Genomic DNA, 21,019 nt, shown 5'->3' with positions numbered 1-21,019 from the left:
GCGCGAACTGAATGGAGTGGCCAAGCGTAGGGACTTGGGGAATAGCGGAGTCAGTTGATCAGGAAGCGACGACCGCCTTCCTTGGTTTTGGTGTAGCGAACTTGTAGGTAGGGTTTCTCTTGCAATAGGCGTTGGACATCGAGTACCGCACTGTCCTTCGATTTCTTCCAGCTGATGTAACCGCTGGAAAACTCCGCTCGGGTGGCCTCGCCCATGGCCTGCAGCAGTATTTGCTTGAGCTGGGCCTCGCGCGTTTCCTTCTCGCCGATGGACTGGCGAACGGCCTTGAGTTCCAGGTAGGCCGCTGCTAAACCGGCGCGACTGCTGAAGTCGACGGTCTGGCCGTTGTCTTCTGGGTACAAGCAGCGCAAAGCTGCTTCAGCCGATGCGCTACCGTCGGCCGGTGGCGGGGTATCGGTTTCCACGTAGGTCCAGAACTTGCGCTCCAGTTCGATCAGGCGAGCGATCATTTGCTCGTCACGCTCGATGCGATGGATCTCCAGGTGCTGACCGCCCAGCAGTACCGCCACATCCGCGGCCTGCTTGCCAGTGACGGCGAGCTGGTGCATCACTTGAAGCTGCACATACTCGGGGACGCCGTCCTTCCAAAGGCGTGCCCCATTTATGCCGGCGGTTTTACATTCGAGGATCTGCACGTCATCTGCGCCAATTACCTCGCGGTCGATGTTGGCGAGCATCCAGGGCAAATCGGGACTCGGATGCTGCAGCACGGCGTTGATCCGTCGCACCTTGTTCTTTGTGCGCTTGCTGTAGTGCCAAGCGACGATGGGTTCCAGCACATTGCCCCAATAGGCTGGGCTTTCTTCATCATGAGGATCTATCTTCGGTAACGTGGCATCGCGACCGGTCTTTTCAAGCCATAGTTCCAACTGCGACTTGTACGGGTTGAGCCCAACCGCAGCGCTTGCATCGGAGCTACCGATCCCTTGTTTACGCACTGCGAGCCAGTCCTCACGCGGCAGCTCTTTAGTGCTGACCAGGCGAAGGGCAGGGCGGAGCTTAGGGGTACTACTATTCAATGAGGTTGCTTTCATCGTGTTCACCTTGCAGGCATAAATACGCCCGACCAGCACAAGGCTGACCGGGCGTGGCGATTGACGAGAAGGGTTAAGCTGCGAGACGCAGGGCTGTATCCAGGGCGCGTTGCTTGATCTGCGCACCCTGACCAAACCACGCCGAGTCCATGCGGTACTCATTGCTACGTGCGCGGCGCTCATGATCGACGTACTCCGTCACAGCATTGAGCAAGCCCCAGGCGGTGCCGCGTGCCGATTCGAGCTGGCTGCCCCGACCACGGCCTTCATACAGCTCTTGCACCTTGCGCAGGGCGCGTTCGTTGGGTAGTTGCTCCGGTAGTTGATTGCTCGGATTGACCTCACACAACACCGACATGAAATATCCAAGAGCCTCATGCCACTGGACCTTGCGTTCAGCGAGATGGCGCATGCGGTACATGAACTCGTCCCAACCGGAGACGGCTATGCCGAGTTGCTTCTTCACTGCCTTCGGATCGAAGCGGGTATTGTGCGGCACCTTGATTGCACGAGATGAGCCGTCTAGGGCTATCGTCAGGGTGTTGTTGCATACCACGCGCACGGTGGTGGGTGTTGCCGTGGTGGCCAGGGTGCCGTCGCAGGATGTGGCCAGCAGAAGGTAGCCGTTGACCTGATCGTTTCCTTTCAGGGCAGCGCCTTGTCCGGTGCGCGCCAATGCCCAGAACTTACGCCCGCCTTTGAGTACCCCCGCAGTCTCCAGCTCGTAACCGGAGATCTCGGTAAGGTCACGATAAAACTCCAACACTTCCCGGGGCTGCACGGTGTGGTAGCGCTGGGAAACCACTGACAGCGGTGCTTTGGTGTCCGAACGATAGAGCACCTTCTGCTCGGGGAAAGAGTGGATGCTGCCGAGATGGCCGACAGTTTCGGCTTTGAAATGAACGGGGCTTTCTTGGATCGCCCATTCCATTCCGGCCTCGCGTTGCCAGATTTCGATGGGTTGTTTCTGCGTGAGCTGATTACCTAGACCATGCCAGGGAGTTGCGCCTGCGTAAGCCATAGTTTCGATGAGATGAGCCATGATTGTGATTCCTTTGGGCATAAGCCGGCATACAGCGCCACGCAGAGCGCAGCACCGTCCGGACGTAATAAATAGAGGGGAAGTTGACTTGCGTTATGTCGGGAGGTTGAATCGATGGCCGCATAGCAAGCAGAGGTTATGGGCCAGGATGTGGCGATCGAGCGACTCACCCAACTGGGCGCCGAGGGCACAGCCACCGACACCGCCGGCCAGCCCACCGAGGATGGCACCCGATACCGAACCGAGTGTGATACCGACAGGGCCGGCGATAGCGCCAATAAGCGCGCCCGCTTGGACTCCAGCCAAAGCAGTACTGACGCCGCGCGCGGCACCACCCAAGGTGCCGATGGCCGCGCCGACTTTCATGGCGTGATGGAATGAAGCGACTTTAGGGGAGTTACAGCGGGAGCACTGCAATGACATGGGGCGAACCTTCTTGGTGGGGTAGTCATTGCAGTTATGTGTGGTTGAGATTTTTTCGAGTCGAATTACCGCTTTTCAGGCTCGCCACCAATGGCGTAAGGTGCCAGAGCCTGCCAGACGCGGGTATTTAGGGGCCTGCGTATGTCCCAAGGCTAATAGCTACTGCTCGTGTAGCGTGGCTCAAACGCCTTCGCGCTGAGATAGCTCTGTCGCAGTTCCTTCGGCGATGTCGGTCTATTAGTATATGGCCAATCGCCAGTTGTGCTTTGTGCATCGGTTTTGGATTGAAGGGATTCAAAATGATTAGAAGGTTCCGACTTGAGCAGAAAAGTCGCTACGAAAAGCTGGTAATTGCTCAACGTTTGTCGGACATGTTGGATAAATTCCTGGATGGGCGCCCGGCCCCGTTACGCATTGGCGCCGAACAGGGCGGTATTGCCGAATGGGACGACGTGGTTATTCACCATGATGACGATCACTGGGAGCACCTGCAGATCAAGCGGCAAACTAGCTGCTTCAGTGACAAGCATATCGATAAAGCTGACTATCTAGCATCCTACAAGCCCCGCAACACCGCGAAAGCCACTGAAACCACGACTGGCACTCCAGCCGAGGAACAGCGCAAGACTCCATCTGACGATGAGTTCGACTCCGAGCTGGAAAAGGTCTTGAAAAGCCTGGCGATTTGGAAGTCTTCTACCCCAGGTGTGAAACCCTCAAAGCGCACCTTTTCGCTGACGCTGCCCGGGCCTGAAGTTGCGATCAAGGGTAAGAGTAAAGACATCATCAAAATCAACCATCTGCGCGAGGTCTGGGATCTTTGTCGCAAGGATGGCGTTGATGTTGCGGCGCTCTCCCAGCGCGATGATAAGCCCACTAAGAATGTCTACACATGGCTAACGACATGGTGCGGGTTTAAGGACTGGCCTCATGTCGTTGAAAAGATGAGGATGCTAGAGATCCACTGTATTGGCGATGAAAGTACGCTGGAGACGAGAGCGCTTGAGTCGCTCGACAGGCACTTCACGGATCCAGTCATGACGTTTAGCGTGCTGCTCGACTATATCTCGGACAGTACAACTGACACTAATGTGGTGAGTTGCTATACCACGGCGAAGCACCTTCAAAAGCTGCTTCGACCAGGCGGTCAAACCTGGACGCAATATTTGGTGAATCCTACACCAAGTCAGGGATGGACAGTCGCCGGCACTCACGATCTGGGCAGTACGCCAACCGTCCCTCCTTGCAATCCTGCCTTGCAAATCGTTAGCCATCACTGGGCGGATACCACTCCAAACAGGAAGCTTAGACTCCATGCTGACTACGTTCGCCCCGTTGCCAGAACAGCCTCCCTGCCTTCCGCCATCCTTCGGCTGGCGTTGCATCTGAAAAAGGGCAGTGATTCCTTGCTTCTTGGTGAGCCCGCGTGGCGCCAAGGTGCACACAATGAATTGGGTAGTACGTTCGGGGTCACGGAAAATGATCTCGACGACCTCCCATGGTTTGATAATACCGGGGCACTTTCTTGTGCAATGGGGCGTGAGCTGTTATCGCCCGTCGGTACCAAAAACGAGTCGGATGCGCTTCACAGCGCGATGAATGATCTCGTATGGCAACAGCTCCAGTATTGCGTCGGGAAAAAGCTGACCGAGATCGCCGACTATGATTTATCGACTGCCATGGCAGAAAAGTGGCAGATCTGGCGAGACGATTTAGATACAGATCCAGATGCCCGCATGCTTTTTTTTGAGCAGATGATGTACCCCCAGACCGAAGGCATAAATGCCAAGCACGCTCTGCGCATTGGGCCCCGCACTGTGGAACTAATGGAAGCCGCAATCATCATGCTGTTATTGACGTGCGTGGGCCTCGGTGGCGCCGATTCTCATTGGCGTTCGATCCCGCCGATTGGTGATGTGCTTAGCATCGCCCTACGCCATTGGTCTGGCGAAGCTTCCGACAATGACGGACCCCGGCTTCTGGGGGAAGACAGTTTACGACAGGTGTTAGGCCAATCTCCGCCCCCTGTAGTTATCCTGTCAGGCGTTGACGCATCTGCGACTGATCTGCTAGAGGCAGGAATGGCAGAGGATCTGGAAGCAGGCCATAGCATGGCAGCCGAGCGACAACCTCGCCTCCTTATCACCCGATTCCAAGTATATAAGCAGCTACGAACAGGATCGCTGGTCAAGCTACAAGCACATTTTCAAAAGCACTGGAACGCCTGGCGTCTGGTGCGCGAAGCAGCAATCGAAGCTTGTGGGAAAGGACATTGATCATGATGAAGCTCCAACAATTGACTGCGGCAATAAGTCAGCGCGCTGAAGGTCGGTATGAAGTACACCTTGCTGATGCGGTCGATCTGCCTGAGGTTGAGCACAGCTCAGAGATATTGCGGCTCAAACGCTCCCGTATAGACAAGGCCGGCTGGCGAACCGTTTTGTTGATCGAGCTTCCATCAAGCGCAGTACAAGCGGCTCACCAGTGGGCGGCGGACGTGCGTGACGTACTACCTGAGCCGGAAACGTCCGATCTGTACATGTTTCTCGTAATCAGCGACGTCACAAATGATGAGGCCACTCGCATTGAGACGGATGAACGATTCTGCCGAAAGATCGTGGCACGGCAGTCTGAAGCCGTGATGGATTTTCTTGACCGCACCTTCCTGGCTGCGCTCGATCCTCCAGGGGACGTTGAAACGCTTAGCGATCCTCTAATATCGGCGTTGAATTCTCTTTCCGCTGCTCACCCATGGACTGGCCCACATATCACCGCGTTGAAAGCGGAGCTTCTTTCTAATACAAGCGGCGCGGATGTCGTGCGAGTCCTAAGCGATTCGTTGGGCAGTAGCGAGGATCAGCAATGAGCAAGTTAGATTCGATCACCCTGTCGAACCTGCGCAAATTCGGGCCAGATGTCACCATTGAGCTGAGCCCTGGGGCGACGATCTTGCTCGCGCCAAATGGCACGGGCAAAACCACGGTCTTCGAAGCCATCGAATTTGGCCTCACTGGCAAGATCGCCCGCCTTCGCGATGACCTTATGCATGTCATTCGTGATGACCAGGCATTTGCCAAAGTCAGTTTGAGTTTTGCCGGCCTTACTGCGACATCCCAAGTGACAGCGGCTGGGAAGGTTAGCCAGGATGGAGATCTGACAGCCCTTTTCCCCGGCATTCCTGCGAACGACATCCCGTTTTTGCTGCGGCTGACGCATCTGCTTGATCAGCGAGAGAATGAGTGGATCGTCAAAGCTGAAGAAAGAGACGCCGGCTCACAGCTCGCAAGACTTCCGATTGGCCGTGACGGCTCCCGTGCCCGCATGACGCTTCCTGCGGTTCGACGGTCATTGACTGACCAAAAGGCTCGTGAAGAAGAGACGCTGATTGATTTCGAAAAAGAACTAAATGAGTGGAACCGCCTGATCCAAGAGCGTAATGCCGCTGCTGCCGGGGCCGTCGGAGCTCTGCGCCCACGAGATCACCTTGCCAGGGCGATCTCTCAAGCCGCGGCACAGACGCAGAGTATCGATCAAATTCCAATGGGTTTACTCTCAGAGCCAGTGAGTCAGGACACATTGGCCCTAGCCCATTCCTCCCTCGTCGAGATTTTACGCGCCAAGATCGAACGCGTGCAGGCGCTGATCACAGATCTGGCTGAGGCAGACGGCTTGGTCGAAAACTTCGGTTCCTTGCGTTCTCGGCTTGAGGCTCTGAATGCCCAGCTGGCTTCTACGACAGAAACTCTCGATACGCACTCGAAAGTCCGATCTGAAAGCGCGGCTCTGCTTCAGGAGCATCAGGCCAATATCCTGCTCGCGCAGCGGGAGCGTATCAGCGTTGGGCAAGAGCTGGAGCGCCTGGTTAATGAAGCCAGCGCAAGACAACAGATAGAACATCGCAACAAAGCGTTGGCTGAGGCAGCTACTGCCGTTGGCCTGGCAGAAGAGCAATGCCGGCAACTGCGAGAGCAGCATGAACGCAATCAGCAGGTTCGGAACCAGCATGCTCAGCTCGACAATCATCTTCAATCGCTCGATCAATCCGAGAAACGGCTGCGCGAAGGCCAGCGATTAGTCGTCGAATGGGAGGCTACCGAAGAGCGGTTGAGGGAAAACCGCAAAGAGTCAGATCTTCTTGAAGAGGCTCTGGAGCATTCGGGCGCTGTTTTGGCTGAAAAGCGCGCTGCACAGGAGGCTTCTAAAGCCTCTGAAACCGCTGCCAGAACTAACTATCAAGCGTTGAGCTCTTCAGCCGACGCGATTCGCCAGGCGGTGGCCTCGATTGCTGAGCATCTGCCGCCAGACCAAGATAGCTGTCCGCTTTGTTTGCAGCCTCATGGCGTTGCAACGCTGCACGAACGTGTTGCCAAGGCGCTGCAGGCGATAAACCCCAATCTGACATACGCCGAGCAGCAATTGAGAGCTGCTTCAGAGGCGTTGATTGCAAGTGAGGCCGAAGTGACTTCCGCGCTCGGAGCGGTGCAGCATTGCAAGGCAAAGCTCGCTGAGTTGGACGGCAATCGTCAGGACTTAGAGCGGCAGATTGTAGAGTTCCGGATTGATCCTATCCTGGCAAGCGATTCCGTGCCATTGGCTAAAGAGTCGCTGAGGTTGCAACTGGACGGAATCGCCGCGACCCGGCGGAGTCTAACAGATCGGCGCTCTGCGCTTGAATCTTTAAATACTCCAGAGGTATTCGAGCAGGTCCAGCATGCTTACGAAGGGGCGGTAAATTCGCTCGATCTGGCACGGGTGCAGCATAGCGAAGCCTTGACCCGACTCGATCAAGCAGTCGCAACGTTATCTGATCTCACGTCCGGCGCTCCACTTGCCCGGACTCTCGAAGAGCTGACGATACAAAGAAACCAGCTTGACCAGCGAATCAGCGATCTCAATAGCAAAGTGGATACTGCTCAGTCAGAGTTGGACGCTCAACAAAGTCGGCTGTTGGAATTCAGCAGCACTATTCGAAGCACTGAAGATGCGATCAGACAAACTCAGACTCAGCTCGCCTCGCTTCGTGCTGGCTGGCAAGGGCTTGCACTCACGGGCGATCCGCTCGCTGAGGCTGCTCAGGCTCGAGCTAGTGCGCTGGCTACAATCTTGTCTGATTTTGAGAGCCATCTTGGGGCGCTAGAAATTATCGGCGTGGAGATATCCGCTTGGGCAAAGCTGAATGAATCGCAATTGGCACAACGGCTTATCGATGCCCATCGACTCGATCGTTCAGAAGAGAGCTTTTTTGCCCATCTCAATGACAGAATCATTGTCTCTCGGCGAAAGCTGTCCCATTTGACCAAGTTATCAGATGCCATGGATTTGCTAGATAGCTTCCTCAAAAGAGAGATTGGAAACGTCCAGAAGCATGTCAGTAAAGTCGTCCCGCGCTGGCAGGCGCTGCTCAAACGAGTCGTTCGAGATTCGAGGTTCCACGAAGCGAACCTCAAGTTTTTCAACGCCTATAACAAGGATCGGGCCGAGGTCTCAGTGCCTCTGGGCAATAAATCAGCGCCGGTGCCGGACGTTGCCAGTGAGGCCCAACTGACGGATCTTCAGCTGACCTTCCTACTTTCAATGGCCATGAGTCACCAATGGTCGCCTTGGAAAGCGCTGCTGCTCGACGACCCGACCCAGCACCACGACCTAGTGCATGCGTCCGCTGTTTTCGACTTGCTGCGCGACTATATCGTCGATCACGGATTCCAGGTCGTTATCGCTACCCACGACGCTCTGCAGGCGCGTTACTTCTTGCGCAAGCTTCAAAACGACGGGATAGACGCGAAGATCTGGACACTCGTGCCGACTGAGAACGGGGTTACCGCAGAGGAGGGGCATTGGAAGCAGCGCATACGATGATGTTGTGGCCTGAGCCATAGATGCTCTGAGGTCATAGCCGACTGATCAAGAGCCAAGCTTACCGCATGGAGTTGGTTCAGTTTTCTGGCCGTTAGTTGCTAGTTGATTAGCGTATCGAAACGACTTTTCTATCCCTATTTTCCCGGATAGCCGACACCGATAAGTTGCCGGTAGCTGCTTCCTGTATGTGCGCGCTCCACCATGCCATCATCGGGCGTCTGCGTTCGATGTAATCCGCTCGGTTATAAGCGCTTCGTACTTCGTCTTTGTCCACGTGGGCGAGCGCTACCTCAATCAACTCAGGATCCCAGCCGTGTTCGTTGAGAATAGTGCTAGCCATGGAGCGCATGCCATGGCTTACCAATCGACCTTCGAACCCCATGCGCTTTAGCGCCATGTTGGCCGTCTGGCTGTTGCAATGTGTTCGAGGGTCCCGGTCTGCAGGAAATACATACTCTCGGTGTCTGCTGTATGGTTTTATTGCCTCCAACAGAGCCAGTGCTTGATCTGTGAGCGGCACGATATGTACGCGGCGTTTCTTCATGCGCTCAGCAGGAATCGTCCAGATCTTCTTCTCGAAGTCGATGTCCTCCCAGCGAGTGGTGGCTGCCTCCGCTGGGCGGGTCATGGTGTTGAGCTGCCATTCGATCAGACAGCGCGTAGTTCTTTTTATGCTGGCATTGGCGATTGCCACCATGAGCTCTTTCAGCTCATCTGGAGCAAGTGCCGCCATGTTTTTCTTTTTCGGCTTCTTGAAGACGGATCGAATCCCGCTGAGTGGGTTTGCGTGTATCAACCCTGAGTTGACCCCGTAAGTCATGATCTCGTTGAGTCGCTGTGACAGCCGTTTAACGGTTTCAAGGCTACCTTTGGTTTCGAGTGGTCGAAGAAGGTTGATGACTTGTGGTGCGCTGATGGCAGAAATCTGTGTGGTGGCCAAGTCTGGAAAAACGTGCAGCGTCAACGAGCGCCAGATGTCCTCGGCATAAGCTGGTGTCACCGCATCCTTCTTCAGTTCAAACCAGGACGTCGCGACATTCTGGAATGTGTGCTCGGTTTCAGCTTGCTTTGCTTGCAGCACTGCATCTCGTTGTTCTTTGGGATCGATGCCTTGGGCAAGTACCTCCCTCGCTGCGATGGAGCCCTTTCGTGCCTGCGCTAGCGACACTTCTGGGAAGGTACCGAGGCCCATGTTGATTCGCTTCTTCGTCACGGGGTGTCGATAGTTGAAGTTCCATAGCTTTGAGCCATTACTTCTCACTCGCATTTGAAGCCCGCCGCCGTCAAACAAGACGTAGTCCTTTTCAGAAGGCTTGGCAGATTTGATTTTGAGCTCAGAGAGGCGAGTAGCTTGTGCGCACATTGGCATTCCAGAATGGTGTTGGCATTCCAAAAATTAGCACTGTTGGGCTTGGAATGCCATTTGGAATGCCACAAAGCGTGGCTGCTCTTGGACGTCTGTGGACGTTGATGGCGCTGAAAGCCCTGTATTTACTGGATTTTAGGCACAAAAAAAGACGTCCGTGGACGTCTTTAGATGTTGAAGTGGTGGAGCCGGGGGGATTTGAACCCCCGTCCGCCAGTACTCCGCTGTCGGTACTACATGCTTAGCCGTGTCTATTGAGTTAACCCTCAGCCGCCCGACGGGCAGGGTGCATTGGGCGAGTTGTGTAAGTTTTAGCCGCTTCGTCCACAACGTACTGCACGGCGATTCTGTTCTATATGACAATCACTTTGGGTTTACAGACATCCCCTCGTGATTGCTGGACCCGAAGGTACCAGAAGGGAAGGGCTAAGGCTGCTTACGCAGCGAGAGCGTATTCCCCGTAGGTTTCGTCATTGGCAACTATAGAAAGTTGCAACAGTGGATTTACGAGTTCTGTTACCAACTCGGCATGCACCTAAAGGTTCGCAACCGGCGTCGAATCCTAAACGGCCCCGTGCTTGTTGCTCGGTGTCATCATGAGCGACAAGCCTGCGCAGTGTACGTCAAACCGTCACAGAAGGCCAACCCGAAGGTTGGTCTTGAGCGGTTGGCGGGTTACTGGGTGCCGCCTTTATCGGCATTCTGCAGGTCTTGCAGGGCTTTGGAAGTGATCTCGATACACTTCTTCTCGTCACCGGCCGCCTGGGCGGATTTGGCTTGGGCGACGGCAGTATCGATTTCACCGCTTTTGCCACTGGTGTCGGTGGCGAGCAGCGCTTTGCCGTTGTTGATTTTGTCCAGGTTGATCTGGCACAGATCCTTGTCGCTGCCTGCGGCAAATACGGGGGAGGCCAGCATCGCAGCAGTCACGAATACACCAGCAAGTACGGAACGCTTCATGGGTATCTCCTTGTGCAAAGAGGTCTCGTTGCTGCGCGGGAAAAGGCGCCAGCCAGCGAGGTCATTGATCAGTCCCGATTGTCGGGGCTTATGCAAGTGACTGCGCCGGTGCGCAGGGGTTCGGTTTTTTTATGCGGTCATCGGGCTCGCGCCTGGGTCACGCGGTCCACCAGATAGACCAACCCGTGATAATCAATACCGCCGTGCTGGCTCAGGCCGATTTCACAGGTGCGGCTGGTGGAGATACCTTCGCTGCAGTACTGCACGGCGTCCTTGAGTGAGCGCAGTGCGTGGGCATTCAGTTCTGGCGTGGTGAATCCTTTGTCACCGGCAAAACCACAGCAGTGGATGCCTTCGGGGATCACCACGTTGTGGCTGCAACGCCGAACCAGGTCGATCAACGCCTGGCTTTCGCCCAGGTGCTGGGTGCTGCAGGTGACATGCACGGCGATTGGCGCTTGCTGAGGGGTGAAATCGAGACGATCCATCAGGTGGGTGCGGATGAAGCGGACCGGATCGTAGAGGTCCAGACGGGTTTGCCCCAGATCCTGCACCAGGCGCAAGGTGCAGGGGCTGGTGTCGCAATAGATCGGATCGAGGCCGCCACGACTGGCGTGGAGCAGGGCACCGAGCAGTTCCTGGCGCTTGTGTTCCGCTTGCTCGGCGTAACCTTTGGATGCAAAGGGCTGGCCGCAACACAAGCTGTCCTGATTGTCGGGGATGACTACCTGATAGCCAGCCTTTTCCAATAGGCCGCGAGTTTTTTCGTACAGTGACATCTGCTCTTTATCAGCGGCCGCCGGGCCCATTACGCGTGACACGCAGGCTGCCAGGTACACCACCCGCGGGCGTTCATCGCTGATGGCCGGGCTGAAGCGGATGGCTTTTTCCGGCTGTGGCATGGCATTGCTCCACTGCGGGACTTGCCCCTTCGACAACTTGCTCAGCGTGGTCGAGAGTTTCGCCAGGCGAGGCGCGCCCAGGAGCATTCGCGCACCGTTGGCCACGTGCAGCGTAAAACGAGCGCCTTGCAAGGCTGTGGCGAAATGCGTGGCCAGCCATTCAGCGGTTTTCGTACGGTCGGCGTCGCGTCCGCGCAGTTTTTTCACCAGTTCGCCGGTATGGATGCCTACAGGGCAGCGTTGGGCACAAAGCCCGGTCGCGGCGCAGGTATCAATGCCCTGATAGTGATAAGCCGCTTCAAGCTCGGTGGTATCGAGACCCGCGCGTTTGCGCGCCTGGATATCGCGCCAGATCACAATGCGCTGGCGCGGGCTCAAGGTCAGTCCTTTCGACGGACACACCGGTTCACAAAAGCCGCACTCGATGCATTTGTCGACGATGTCGTCGGCGGCGGGCAAGGGCTTGAGGTGCTTGAGGTGTATGTGCGGATCTTCGCTGAGCACCACATCCGGATTGAGAATGCCGTTCGGGTCGAGCAGGCGCTTGAGTTGCCACATCAATTGATAGGCGTCGCTGCCCCATTCCAGCTCGACGAAAGGCGCCATGTTGCGGCCGGTGCCATGTTCAGCCTTCAGGGAACCGCCGAACTCCACGGCAACCAGTTGTGCGACGTCATCCATGAACGCCTGGTAGCGTGCGACTTCTTCCGCGCTGTTGAAGCCTTGTGTGAAGACAAAGTGCAGATTGCCTTCCAGCGCGTGTCCGAAAAGGATGGCTTCGTCGTAATGATGTTTGTCGAACAACTCGATCAGGCGGTTCACGCCGATGGCCAGTTGTGCCACCGGAAAGGTCACGTCTTCGATGATGACGGTCGTGCCGGTTTTGCGTACCGCGCCGACGGCCGGGAAGGTGTCTTTGCGGATCGCCCACAGGCGCGCATTTTCCACCGGGTCTTCGGTGAAATCGACCTGCTGCTCCACGGAAAAGTGCGCCAGTGCGGCCGTGATCAGCGCCAGTTGCTCGTAGAGCAGTGAAGACGACGCCGCACGGGATTCGATCAACAGTGCGCAGGCGTTTTCCGACAGTTGTTGTACGAAAGCGGGCATGCCGGGTTTGTCCTGCACCGAGCGCATGCTGCGCCGGTCCAGCAGCTCGACTGCCGACACCGGTTGGGTCTTGAGTACGGTGACCGCGTTGCAACAGGTTTCCACATCAGGGAACACGATCAGTGCCGACGCCTTGTTCGGGTGATCGATCACGGTGTCGTAGGTCACCGCGCTGATAAAGCCCAGGGTGCCTTCGGAGCCGACCAGCAGATGACTGAGGATATCCAGCGGCTCATCGAAATCCACCAAGGCATTGAGTGACAGGCCGGTGGTATTTTTCAGGCGATATTTATGCCGGATTTTTGCCGCCAGTTCAGCATTGGCGCGAGTTTCGCGGCCCAGCGTCGCCAGGCGTTCAAGCAAGGCGCCGTGCTGCTGGCGAAACGCCGAGACGCTGGCGGGATCTTCAGTGTCGAGGCGGCTGCCGTCGGCCAGTACCAGGCGAATCCCGGCCAGGGTGTGGTAGGTGTTCTGCGCGGTGCCGCAACACATGCCGCTGGCATTGTTGGCCACGATACCGCCGATCTTGCAGGCATTGATCGACGCCGGATCCGGACCGATCTTGCGTCCGAACGGCGCGAGCCAGGCGTTGGCCTGGGCGCCGATCACGCCGGGTTGCAGGCGGATTTGCGTGCCCTGTCCGCGTATCTCGCGCGCGTTCCAGTTATCGCCCAATACGATCAGCACCGAATCACTGATGGCTTGTCCGGAAAGACTGGTGCCGGCTGCACGAAAGGTCACCGACACCCGCTCGCGTTGAGCGAATTGCAGCAGCTCGACCACTTCATCTTCCGATTCGACACGGATCACAAGCTGTGGGATCAATCGGTAAAAACTGGCGTCGGTGCCGAAGGCGAGCGTGGAAAGTGGGTCGTCGAAACGCCGATCTTTCGGGATCAGTCGTGCGACAGCATCAAGGAAAGCGACGGGCAGACTCATTGGTCCTCCAGGATCAGCGGCGTCAGATCTTGGGGATCGTGGACGCCACCATAGGCTAACACCTGAGCACGGACCTACCGATCAGGCGGTGAATAGCAGACGCCGGCAAGTTGAGGCGGCGTCGGTTCGTACCTGTCTGTGATTAATGCACCAGCATGCCGGTGAACCAGTACGCCTGGGCCAGGGTGATCAGGCCGACAATCGTGGCGAAAAACAGACTGTGCTTGAGGGTAAAGCGGAACAGGTCGGATTCCTTGCCCACCAGGCCGGTCGCGGCGCAGGCCACGGCGATCGATTGCGGGGAAATCATCTTGCCGGTCACGCCGCCGCTGGTATTGGCCGCCACCAGCAGCGTGTCGTTGACCCCAATCTGGTGAGCGGTGGTGGCTTGCAGGGAGCTGAACAACGCGTTGGATGATGTATCGGAGCCTGTAAGGAATACGCCCAACCAGCCGAGGAAAGGCGAGAAGAACGGGAACGCCGCACCGGTTCCGGCCAGCACCAGGGCCATGGTCGATGACATGCCGGAGTAGTTGGTGACAAACGCGAACGCCAGCACCATGCCGATGGACAGGATCGGCCAGCGCAGTTCGTAAAGGGTTTCTTTAAAAGTGGTCAGACCAGTTTTAAAATCGATTTTCAGCACCAGCATGGAGATCAGGGCTGAGAAGAAAATCGCGGTGCCGGTGGCGGAAATCGGATCCAGCTTGAACACGGCGGGAATCGCGGTCGGATTGCTGACGATGGGCGCGACCTTGACCACCATCTGGTCCAGGTGCTGGATCGCAAAGTTGAACACCCAGCCGTACATCGAGCCGCCGGCGGCGAACAGTGCCTTGAACGGTTTCAGGGTCCAGATAGTGACCAGCACGGTCAGGATCAGGAACGGCGACCAGGCCTTGATGATTTCCCCCAGGCTGTAAGGCGAAGCCACGCTGGTGCGGGGTTGGCCGAAGCCGCCGACGCTGCTGGTGATCGCAGCGCTGGAGGTCGCGCCGGCAATCTGGGCGCCCGCGGTGCGCTTTGGCTGCCAGATTTTCAGGAACAGGGTGAGGGCGATCAGGCTGGCCAGGGCCGAGGTGATGTCCGGCAGTTCCGGGCCAATGAAGTTCGAGGTGAGGTACTGCGTGATGGCAAAGCTCAAGCCCGCCACCAGCGCGGCTGGCCAGGTTTCCTTGACGCCACGCAGGCCGTCCATCATGAACACCAGCCAGAACGGCACGAACAGCGACAGCAGCGGCAGTTGGCGACCGGTCATGGCGCCGATCTTGAAGGCGTCGATACCGGTGACCTGGCCCGCAACGATAATCGGGATCCCCAGGGCGCCGAAGGCGACGGGAGCGGTGTTGGCAATCAGGCACAAGCCGGCGGCGTACAGGGGATTGAAGCCGAGCCCTACCAGCAGGGCGGCGGTAATCGCCACGGGAGCGCCGAAGCCGGCGGCACCTTCCAGGAACGCGCCGAAGCAGAAGCCGATCAGCAGCACTTGCAGGCGCTGGTCATCGGTAATCGACAGCACGGAGCTGCGGATGACTTCGAACTGGCCACTCTTGACCGTCAGTTTGTAGAGGAATACCGCGGCGACGATGATCCAGGCAATCGGCCACAAGCCGTAGGCAAAGCCGTAGCCGGCGGCGGCCAGCGCCATGTCCGCAGGCATCTGGAACGCGAAGATCGCCACCAGGATCGACAGCGTCAGGGTAATAGCGCCGGCGACGTGGCCTTTGAGGCGGAACACGGCCAGGGCCAGAAAGAAAAATACGATGGGAATGACAGCGGCCAGCGCGGACAGGCCGAGGCTGCCGAGTGGGCTGTAGATCTGTTGCCAGGTTTGCATATGGGGTGGCCCCTAATTGTTGTTGGTCAGGCACTGTTTGGCTGATTTGGATAATTGGTAATACCAATTTACAGCAGCTGTGGGCTAGGTTAAAAGTGTTCGGGCCGGTGTGTCAATTTGCCGCTCGAGAAACTTTGGTCTTATGTGGGCGGTGAGAGGATCTGATCGGTTGAATTCGTGGGGTTCTGATAGGTGCCGACGGCGCGGCAATAGGCCAGAATAGCGGTCCCGCCGATTTGTCGGGATCGTGGAGAGTTTGTTATGGGGTTTGATCAGGTGCGTCAGCGCCGTTTGTCCGACGATATTGTCGAGCAGCTTGAGGGAATGATCCTTGAGGGCACGTTGAAGTCGGGTGAGCGCTTGCCGGCCGAGCGCGCGCTGGCTGAGCGGTTCGGCGTGTCGCGCCCGTCGTTGCGCGAGGCGATTCAGAAGCTCGCGGCCAAAGGGCTGTTGGTCAGTCGCCAGGGCGGTGGTAATTATGTCGTGGAGAGCTTGGGCTCAACCTTCAGCGATCCGTTATTGCACTTGCTCGAAAGTAATCCGGAAGCCCAGCGTGATCTGCTGGAGTTTCGTCAGACCCTTGAAGCTTCTTGTGCGTATTACGCAGCGCTACGCGCCACCGAAGTGGACCGCGAGCGGCTGACGGCAGCCTTTGATGCATTGCAGGATTGCTACGCGCGTGATGATGAGGTGAGTCGCGCCGAGGAAGGGGCGGCTGACGCCAGGTTTCACTTGGCTATCGCCGAAGCCAGCCATAACGCGGTACTGCTGCACACCATTCGCGGTTTATTCGACCTGCTCAGACGCAACGTCGTGACCAATATCGGTGGGATGTACCAGCAGCGTACGGAAACCCGGGACATGCTGATCAGTCAGCATCGGGATCTGTACCTGGCGATCATTGAGGGGCGAGCGGAACAGGCGAGAGAGATTTCAACGCGGCACCTGCTGTATGTGCAGGAAGTGTTGGAAGAGGTTCGCCAGGAGGTGCAGCGGATGGCGCGGGCGGAACGGCGTCGAGATATGTAACGTCAACGCTGGCCAGGCGCAGCCTTTCTGGTCAGCGTTGATTGCATCAAGGCGCGTCAATCTTCCTTGCCCTTGTTGCGCACGGCACGTTGCAGCTCCCGGTTGGAGTCGCGTTCGCGCTCGGTGTCACGTTTGTCATATTCCTTCTTGCCCTTGCCCAGGGCGATCTCGCACTTGACCAAGTGTTTGCTCCAGTACCACGACAGGCAGACGCAGGCGTAGCCTTTCTGCTGCACTGCGGCTGCGAGCTTTTCCAGCTCGCGGGCGTTGAGCAACAGCTTGCGGGTACGCACCGGATCGGCAATCACGTGGGTACTGGCCGTAGTCAAAGGCGTGATATGACTGCCGAGCAGCCAGGCCTCGCCATCCTTGAGCAGTACGTAACTGTCGACCAGCTGCAGCTTGCTGGCACGCAGACTCTTTACTTCCCATCCGGCCAGGACCAGGCCAGCCTCGAACCGATGTTCGATGAAGTAATCGTGTCGCGCCTTTTTGTTTTGCGCGATGGTCCCTGTTGGGTGTTTCTTTTGTTTAGCCATAGGGGCGGCATTATAGGGAGTTGCGAGCGCGTCGGCTACGGTCAACCTGCGTGCTTGAGCGTGTTGGATGAATCCCGGACAATGCGGGCAGTTTTCTGGTTTCTTTGTTTCGCGAATCAGCCTGTTTTTTCGCGATGTTTGCCGTTCAGCTGTGGAAATAACGCTCACATGACGACGCATATTCAACGTTCGGCCCTGTTGCCCTACCCGGCGCAGGCGCTCTATGACCTGGTCAACGACGTGGCGCGTTACCCGGAATTTCTGCCTTGGTGCTCGACGGCCGACGTGCTGGAGAGCACTGATGAGCATATGGTTGCCAGTGTCGGGGTCGCCAAGGGTGGCCTCAGTCAGCACTTCGTCACGCGCAATATCCTGGTGCCTGGGCAGTCCATCGAAATGAATCTGCAGGAAGGACCGTTTACCCAGTTGCACGGTGTTTGGGTATTCAAGGCGTTGACCGAGAAGGCCTGCAAGATCAGCCTGGATCTGTCATTTGAATACGCGGGGCCGATTGTGCGGGCGACCTTGGGGCCATTGTTCAATCAGGCCGCAAATACATTGGTGGATGCATTTTGCCAGCGAGCCAAGCAGTTACATGGCTGAATCACTGATCGAAATTGAAGTGGCCTATGCCGCCGTGGAGCGTCAGACGCTGCTGGCCTTGTCTGTCGCGCCGGATACGAGCTTGAGGGCGGCAGTGTTGGCGTCAGGTATTTCGGCGCAGTTTTCCGAGTTGGATCTGGCCAATTGCCCGTTGGGTATTTTTGGCAAGGTTGTCGTGGATGCTGATGTTCGCGTCGTACGCAGCGGCGACCGTATCGAGATTTATCGGCCATTGCTGGTCGATCCGAAAGAAGTGCGCCGATTACGTGCGGCCAAGGCAGCTCAGGCCAAACAGCAAGGCGCCTGAGGTGTGAAACGACAGACAACAAAAAGCCCGGCATACCGGGCTTTTTGTTGTGTTGCGAAATTACTGCGGGCTGGGATCCAGTGGCTCTGGCGTCGGAACCGGAACGGTTTCCACGCCATCGATGTCTTTCTGGATCTGGTCCAGCAAGGAACCAGGCTTGGCCGGCACCTCGGATTTTTCTTCCTCGACATTTTGCGCGGGGGCCGTGACATTGGTCCCGCTGTCCTTGCCCAGCAAGGCTTCATCGCGGCTTACGCCGGGCATGAAGTCACCGGACAGGCTGACGAGTTGGTCATTGTCATTGAAGATGACGCTGACGCGCTCCTGTTGGCGTTCCCCGCCTCCAGGCTGCAGGCTATAGAGATAATCCCAGCGATCGGCATGGAATGTGTCGGTCAGCAGGGGATTGCCCATGATAAACCGTACTTGCCGTCGGGTCATTCCCGGGCGTAACTGGTCTATCATGTCCTGCGTGACGACATTGCCCTGCTGGATGTCGATTTTGTAAACCCCGGGGAATGAACAACCGGCGAGTGCGAGCAGTCCCACAAAGGTGAAACTGGTTAGCAAGAGCTTGGTGTTTTGCATCGGTGGGCGACTTCCACTATCTTGGCTGGGACAACGTAAACGCCGATCATACCCGTATTAAGAGAAGCTGCGAAGCAGCATCCGCGAGAAAGCTAACCATGGTTGAAAATAGCGAACTACGCAAAGCCGGTCTTAAAGTGACTCTGCCACGAGTCAAGATTCTACAAATGCTCGATTCTGCTGAGCAGCGCCACATGAGTGCCGAGGATGTCTACAAGGCGCTGATGGAGTCTAACGAGGACGTCGGCCTGGCCACGGTTTACCGTGTGCTGACCCAGTTTGAAGCCGCAGGGCTGGTGGTTCGTCATAATTTCGACGGCGGTCATGCAGTGTTCGAGCTGGCTGATGGTGGTCATCACGACCACATGGTTGATCTGGATACCAATGAGGTTATTGAGTTCACCAGTCCGGCAATCGAGAAGCTCCAGCATGAAATCGCTGAAGAACACGGATTCGATTTGATCGACCACAATCTGGTCCTGTACATCCGTAAGAAAAAGTAACAAACGCCGCAGATCCGTTCTGCGAAACGATCGAAGGCGACCCTAGGGTCGCCTTCGTGCTTTCCATCGAACAGAAAATCTCGCTGGGTTGAGTTTCAGGCTTTGGCGGCGATGACCATTTTCTTGGCGTGGGCCAGAGACTCCTTGGTGAGATCGATACCGCCCAGCATGCGGGCTACTTCTTCCACCCGCTCTGTCTTGTTCAGCTTGGACACCGCAGTGTGGGTCGCATCGTTGCCACGCACTTTGTGCACGAACAAATGTTGGTGCCCCTGGGCGGCCACCTGTGGCAGGTGGGTCACCGTCAATACTTGCCCGCGATCACCCAGGCGACGCAGCAGTTGGCCGACAATTTCCGCAGTCGGCCCACCGATCCCGACGTCCACTTCGTCGAAGACCAGCGTCGGTACGCGTGAGGTTTGGGCGGTAATGACCTGGATCGCCAGGCTGATCCTGGACAGTTCGCCACCAGAGGCCACTTTTGCCAGGGCCTTGAGCGGTTGACCGGGGTTGGCGCTGACCAGCAACTCGACCTGCTCCAGGCCGTTGGGCAGCAATTCATCGCTGGTGTTGGCGTGCAGCTCAATGGTGAAGCGTCCGCCGGGCATGCCCAGTCGCTGAATTTCCTGTTCCACGGCCTCGGCGAGTCCTTTGGCCGCCTGATGCCGCAGATCGCTCAATTCCCGGGCTTTTTCCTGATAGTGACGGGCAAAGGAGGACAGCTCATCCCCGAGGCGTTCGATGGACTCGTCATTGGCATTCAGGGTTTCGATCTCGTCCAGCAGCTTTTGCTGCAGGGCGGCGACTTCGGTCGGCTGGATTCGATGTTTACGCGCCAGTGTATAAATAGTGTCGAGGCGTTCTTCGATTTCCTGAAGGCGTGCCGGGTCGGCGTCGAAATGGTCAAGGAAGCGGTTCAGCTCGCCTACGGCTTCTTCTACCTGGATCTGTGCGCTGGTCAACAAGGTGGTGGCCTCGCTCAGTGATCCAGAGCCGCTGTTTACGCTCGACAGGCGATTGAGGCTGGCGGTCAGCGCATTCAATACATTCCCTGAATCACTTTCGCTGCATTGCTCAACCACCTGCCGGCAAATGCCCAGCAGGGTTTCGGCATTTGTCAGGTTCTTGTGTTCCTGCTCCAGTTGTTCCAGTTCTGTTTCGCCCAGGCCCAGGCTTTCCAGCTCTTCCAGCTGATAGCTGAGCAGTTGGTGGCGGGCGCGTTGTTCGTCGCCGGAGTTGGAAAGGCGTTCCAGCTCCAGGCGCGTCTGGCGCCAGCGCTGTGCTGCCAGGTGTACCTGGCGCGCCAGCTCGGTGGCGCCGGCGTATTCATCCAGGAGGCGGCGGTGGGTGTCGGTTTTCAGCAGGGATTGGTGTTCGTGCTGGCTGTGGATATCGATCAATAGTTCGCCCAGCGCTTTCAGGTCGCCAAGCGGGCAGGGCGTGCCATTGATGTAGCCGCGCGAACGTCCTTCGGCGGTGATGACGCGACGCAGGATGCATGGGCCGTCGTTATCCAGGTCGCGTTCGGCGAGCCAGGTGCTGGCTTCGGGAATGTCGGCCAGGTCAAAGGTCGCCAGGATATCGGCCTTGTCCGCGCCGGGGCGCACGACGCCGCTGTCGGCGCGGTCACCGAGGGTCAGGCCCAGTGCGTCGAGCATGATCGACTTGCCGGCGCCGGTTTCGCCTGTGATTACGCTCATCCCGCGATCCAGTTCGAGATCCAGGTGTTCAACGATGGCGTAGTTATGTACGGACAGGTGCACGAGCATGACGGCCGCTCCCAGGCTTTAGGTCTGGTTATTTATACAGTGTTTTGTTCGCAGCTGACAATCCTGGCGCTTAGCTCGATTTGTTTGAAAGAATGGTTTTTTTAGTGCGATGCGCAATGAGCTGGCAGGAATTGATTTATGGCACGGGAAAGACTTTTGGTAGCACCTGAGCCCTTGAACCTGGAAATTGTGGC

General features: G+C 57.1%; 17 protein-coding genes and 1 other RNA gene. 7 read left to right on the top strand and 11 right to left on the bottom strand.

Translation table 11 applies throughout. The features are described 5' to 3' along the window. Positions 1–50: 50 nt before the first annotated feature. The 3 genes from AC6CIA_RS20550 to AC6CIA_RS20540 form a co-directional block, all read right to left on the bottom strand. Complete coding sequence (locus AC6CIA_RS20550) at positions 51–1,055, bottom strand: YqaJ viral recombinase family nuclease (RefSeq protein WP_498314640.1); 1,005 nt, start codon at positions 1,053–1,055, stop codon at positions 51–53. Positions 1,056–1,128: 73 nt separating this feature from the next. After that, positions 1,129–2,097, bottom strand: coding sequence for a DUF932 domain-containing protein (locus AC6CIA_RS20545; protein WP_498314639.1), 969 nt, complete (start codon positions 2,095–2,097; stop codon positions 1,129–1,131). Positions 2,098–2,190: 93 nt separating this feature from the next. Continuing rightward, positions 2,191–2,520 (bottom strand): hypothetical protein, encoded by a 330-nt coding sequence (locus AC6CIA_RS20540; RefSeq protein ID WP_498314637.1) that lies wholly within the window; start codon positions 2,518–2,520, stop codon positions 2,191–2,193. A 284-nt stretch (positions 2,521–2,804) separates the two neighbouring features. On the opposite strand from AC6CIA_RS20540, the gene AC6CIA_RS20535 reads away from it, so the two are divergent. The 3 genes from AC6CIA_RS20535 to AC6CIA_RS20525 are packed head-to-tail and all read left to right on the top strand — an operon-like array spanning position 2,805 to position 8,376. Then, positions 2,805–4,796 (top strand): ABC-three component system protein, encoded by a 1,992-nt coding sequence (locus tag AC6CIA_RS20535; RefSeq protein WP_498314635.1) that lies wholly within the window; start codon positions 2,805–2,807, stop codon positions 4,794–4,796. Between the two features lie 2 nt (positions 4,797–4,798). Continuing rightward, on the top strand, positions 4,799–5,386 hold the full coding sequence (locus AC6CIA_RS20530) for an ABC-three component system middle component 1 (protein WP_498314633.1): 588 nt from the start codon (positions 4,799–4,801) through the stop codon (positions 5,384–5,386). After that, complete coding sequence (locus AC6CIA_RS20525; protein WP_498314631.1) at positions 5,383–8,376, top strand: AAA family ATPase; 2,994 nt, start codon at positions 5,383–5,385, stop codon at positions 8,374–8,376. The genes AC6CIA_RS20530 and AC6CIA_RS20525 overlap by 4 nt, the downstream gene beginning before the upstream one ends. A 106-nt stretch (positions 8,377–8,482) precedes the next feature. On the opposite strand, the gene AC6CIA_RS20520 is transcribed toward AC6CIA_RS20525, so the two are convergent. The 5 genes from AC6CIA_RS20520 to AC6CIA_RS20500 all read right to left on the bottom strand — a co-directional run bounded on the left by AC6CIA_RS20520 (position 8,483) and on the right by AC6CIA_RS20500 (position 15,487). After that, positions 8,483–9,739, bottom strand: coding sequence for an integrase domain-containing protein (locus AC6CIA_RS20520; RefSeq protein ID WP_498314629.1), 1,257 nt, complete (start codon positions 9,737–9,739; stop codon positions 8,483–8,485). Positions 9,740–9,922: 183 nt separating this feature from the next. Beyond that, positions 9,923–10,316, bottom strand: a transfer-messenger RNA (tmRNA) gene (gene ssrA / locus AC6CIA_RS20515). Between the two features lie 101 nt (positions 10,317–10,417). Beyond that, on the bottom strand, positions 10,418–10,702 hold the full coding sequence (locus AC6CIA_RS20510) for a PA2433 domain-containing protein (RefSeq protein ID WP_498314627.1): 285 nt from the start codon (positions 10,700–10,702) through the stop codon (positions 10,418–10,420). 137 nt (positions 10,703–10,839) lie between these two features. Beyond that, a complete protein-coding gene (locus AC6CIA_RS20505) occupies positions 10,840–13,650 on the bottom strand; it encodes an FAD-binding and (Fe-S)-binding domain-containing protein (protein ID WP_498314625.1) in 2,811 nt (936 codons plus the stop codon). A 142-nt stretch (positions 13,651–13,792) separates the two neighbouring features. Continuing rightward, positions 13,793–15,487, bottom strand: a complete 1,695-nt coding sequence (locus AC6CIA_RS20500) for a lactate permease LctP family transporter (protein ID WP_498314623.1) — start codon at positions 15,485–15,487, stop codon at positions 13,793–13,795. 261 nt (positions 15,488–15,748) lie between these two features. On the opposite strand from AC6CIA_RS20500, the gene AC6CIA_RS20495 reads away from it, so the two are divergent. After that, the gene (locus AC6CIA_RS20495; protein WP_498314621.1) at positions 15,749–16,516 is read left to right on the top strand and encodes an FCD domain-containing protein; all 768 of its coding nucleotides are present in this window, start codon (positions 15,749–15,751) and stop codon (positions 16,514–16,516) included. A gap of 56 nt (positions 16,517–16,572) precedes the next feature. Here AC6CIA_RS20495 and smpB read toward each other — a convergent pair whose 3' ends face one another. Next, a complete protein-coding gene (smpB, locus tag AC6CIA_RS20490) occupies positions 16,573–17,055 on the bottom strand; it encodes an SsrA-binding protein SmpB (RefSeq protein ID WP_084379062.1) in 483 nt (160 codons plus the stop codon). 168 nt (positions 17,056–17,223) lie between these two features. On the opposite strand from smpB, the gene AC6CIA_RS20485 reads away from it, so the two are divergent. Then, a complete protein-coding gene (locus tag AC6CIA_RS20485) occupies positions 17,224–17,658 on the top strand; it encodes a type II toxin-antitoxin system RatA family toxin (RefSeq protein WP_498314620.1) in 435 nt (144 codons plus the stop codon). Further along, entirely contained in the window at positions 17,651–17,965 is a 315-nt protein-coding gene (locus AC6CIA_RS20480) for an RnfH family protein (protein WP_498314619.1), read from the top strand. Before AC6CIA_RS20485 ends, AC6CIA_RS20480 begins: the two co-directional genes overlap by 8 nt. Before the next feature lie 60 nt (positions 17,966–18,025). Here AC6CIA_RS20480 and AC6CIA_RS20475 read toward each other — a convergent pair whose 3' ends face one another. Then, positions 18,026–18,553, bottom strand: a complete 528-nt coding sequence (locus AC6CIA_RS20475) for an outer membrane protein assembly factor BamE (RefSeq protein ID WP_498314618.1) — start codon at positions 18,551–18,553, stop codon at positions 18,026–18,028. Between the two features lie 98 nt (positions 18,554–18,651). On the opposite strand from AC6CIA_RS20475, the gene fur reads away from it, so the two are divergent. Then, positions 18,652–19,056, top strand: coding sequence for a ferric iron uptake transcriptional regulator (gene fur / locus AC6CIA_RS20470; protein WP_003176156.1), 405 nt, complete (start codon positions 18,652–18,654; stop codon positions 19,054–19,056). A 95-nt stretch (positions 19,057–19,151) separates the two neighbouring features. Here fur and recN read toward each other — a convergent pair whose 3' ends face one another. Next, positions 19,152–20,825: a DNA repair protein RecN gene (gene recN / locus AC6CIA_RS20465; RefSeq protein ID WP_498314616.1), complete on the bottom strand. Its 1,674-nt coding sequence runs from the start codon at positions 20,823–20,825 to the stop codon at positions 19,152–19,154. Between the last annotated feature and the right edge of the window lie 194 nt (positions 20,826–21,019).

The organism is Pseudomonas sp. GQ91 (assembly GCF_059758795.1).
This window is presented reverse-complemented; position numbering and strand designations above follow the sequence as displayed.

What these genes read in the sequence shown, in the direction of transcription:
- AC6CIA_RS20550 (WP_498314640.1), bottom strand. Translation starts at nt 1,055, where the DNA reads ATGAAAGCAACCTCATTGAATAGTAGTACCCCTAAGCTCCGCCCTGCC.
- AC6CIA_RS20545 (WP_498314639.1), bottom strand. Translation starts at nt 2,097, where the DNA reads ATGGCTCATCTCATCGAAACTATGGCTTACGCAGGCGCAACTCCCTGG.
- AC6CIA_RS20540 (WP_498314637.1), bottom strand. Translation starts at nt 2,520, where the DNA reads ATGTCATTGCAGTGCTCCCGCTGTAACTCCCCTAAAGTCGCTTCATTC.
- AC6CIA_RS20530 (WP_498314633.1), top strand. Translation starts at nt 4,799, where the DNA reads ATGATGAAGCTCCAACAATTGACTGCGGCAATAAGTCAGCGCGCTGAA.
- AC6CIA_RS20525 (WP_498314631.1), top strand. Translation starts at nt 5,383, where the DNA reads ATGAGCAAGTTAGATTCGATCACCCTGTCGAACCTGCGCAAATTCGGG.
- AC6CIA_RS20520 (WP_498314629.1), bottom strand. Translation starts at nt 9,739, where the DNA reads ATGTGCGCACAAGCTACTCGCCTCTCTGAGCTCAAAATCAAATCTGCC.
- AC6CIA_RS20510 (WP_498314627.1), bottom strand. Translation starts at nt 10,702, where the DNA reads ATGAAGCGTTCCGTACTTGCTGGTGTATTCGTGACTGCTGCGATGCTG.
- AC6CIA_RS20505 (WP_498314625.1), bottom strand. Translation starts at nt 13,650, where the DNA reads ATGAGTCTGCCCGTCGCTTTCCTTGATGCTGTCGCACGACTGATCCCG.
- AC6CIA_RS20500 (WP_498314623.1), bottom strand. Translation starts at nt 15,487, where the DNA reads ATGCAAACCTGGCAACAGATCTACAGCCCACTCGGCAGCCTCGGCCTG.
- AC6CIA_RS20495 (WP_498314621.1), top strand. Translation starts at nt 15,749, where the DNA reads ATGGGGTTTGATCAGGTGCGTCAGCGCCGTTTGTCCGACGATATTGTC.
- smpB (WP_084379062.1), bottom strand. Translation starts at nt 17,055, where the DNA reads ATGGCTAAACAAAAGAAACACCCAACAGGGACCATCGCGCAAAACAAA.
- AC6CIA_RS20485 (WP_498314620.1), top strand. Translation starts at nt 17,224, where the DNA reads ATGACGACGCATATTCAACGTTCGGCCCTGTTGCCCTACCCGGCGCAG.
- AC6CIA_RS20480 (WP_498314619.1), top strand. Translation starts at nt 17,651, where the DNA reads ATGGCTGAATCACTGATCGAAATTGAAGTGGCCTATGCCGCCGTGGAG.
- AC6CIA_RS20475 (WP_498314618.1), bottom strand. Translation starts at nt 18,553, where the DNA reads ATGCAAAACACCAAGCTCTTGCTAACCAGTTTCACCTTTGTGGGACTG.
- fur (WP_003176156.1), top strand. Translation starts at nt 18,652, where the DNA reads ATGGTTGAAAATAGCGAACTACGCAAAGCCGGTCTTAAAGTGACTCTG.
- recN (WP_498314616.1), bottom strand. Translation starts at nt 20,825, where the DNA reads ATGCTCGTGCACCTGTCCGTACATAACTACGCCATCGTTGAACACCTG.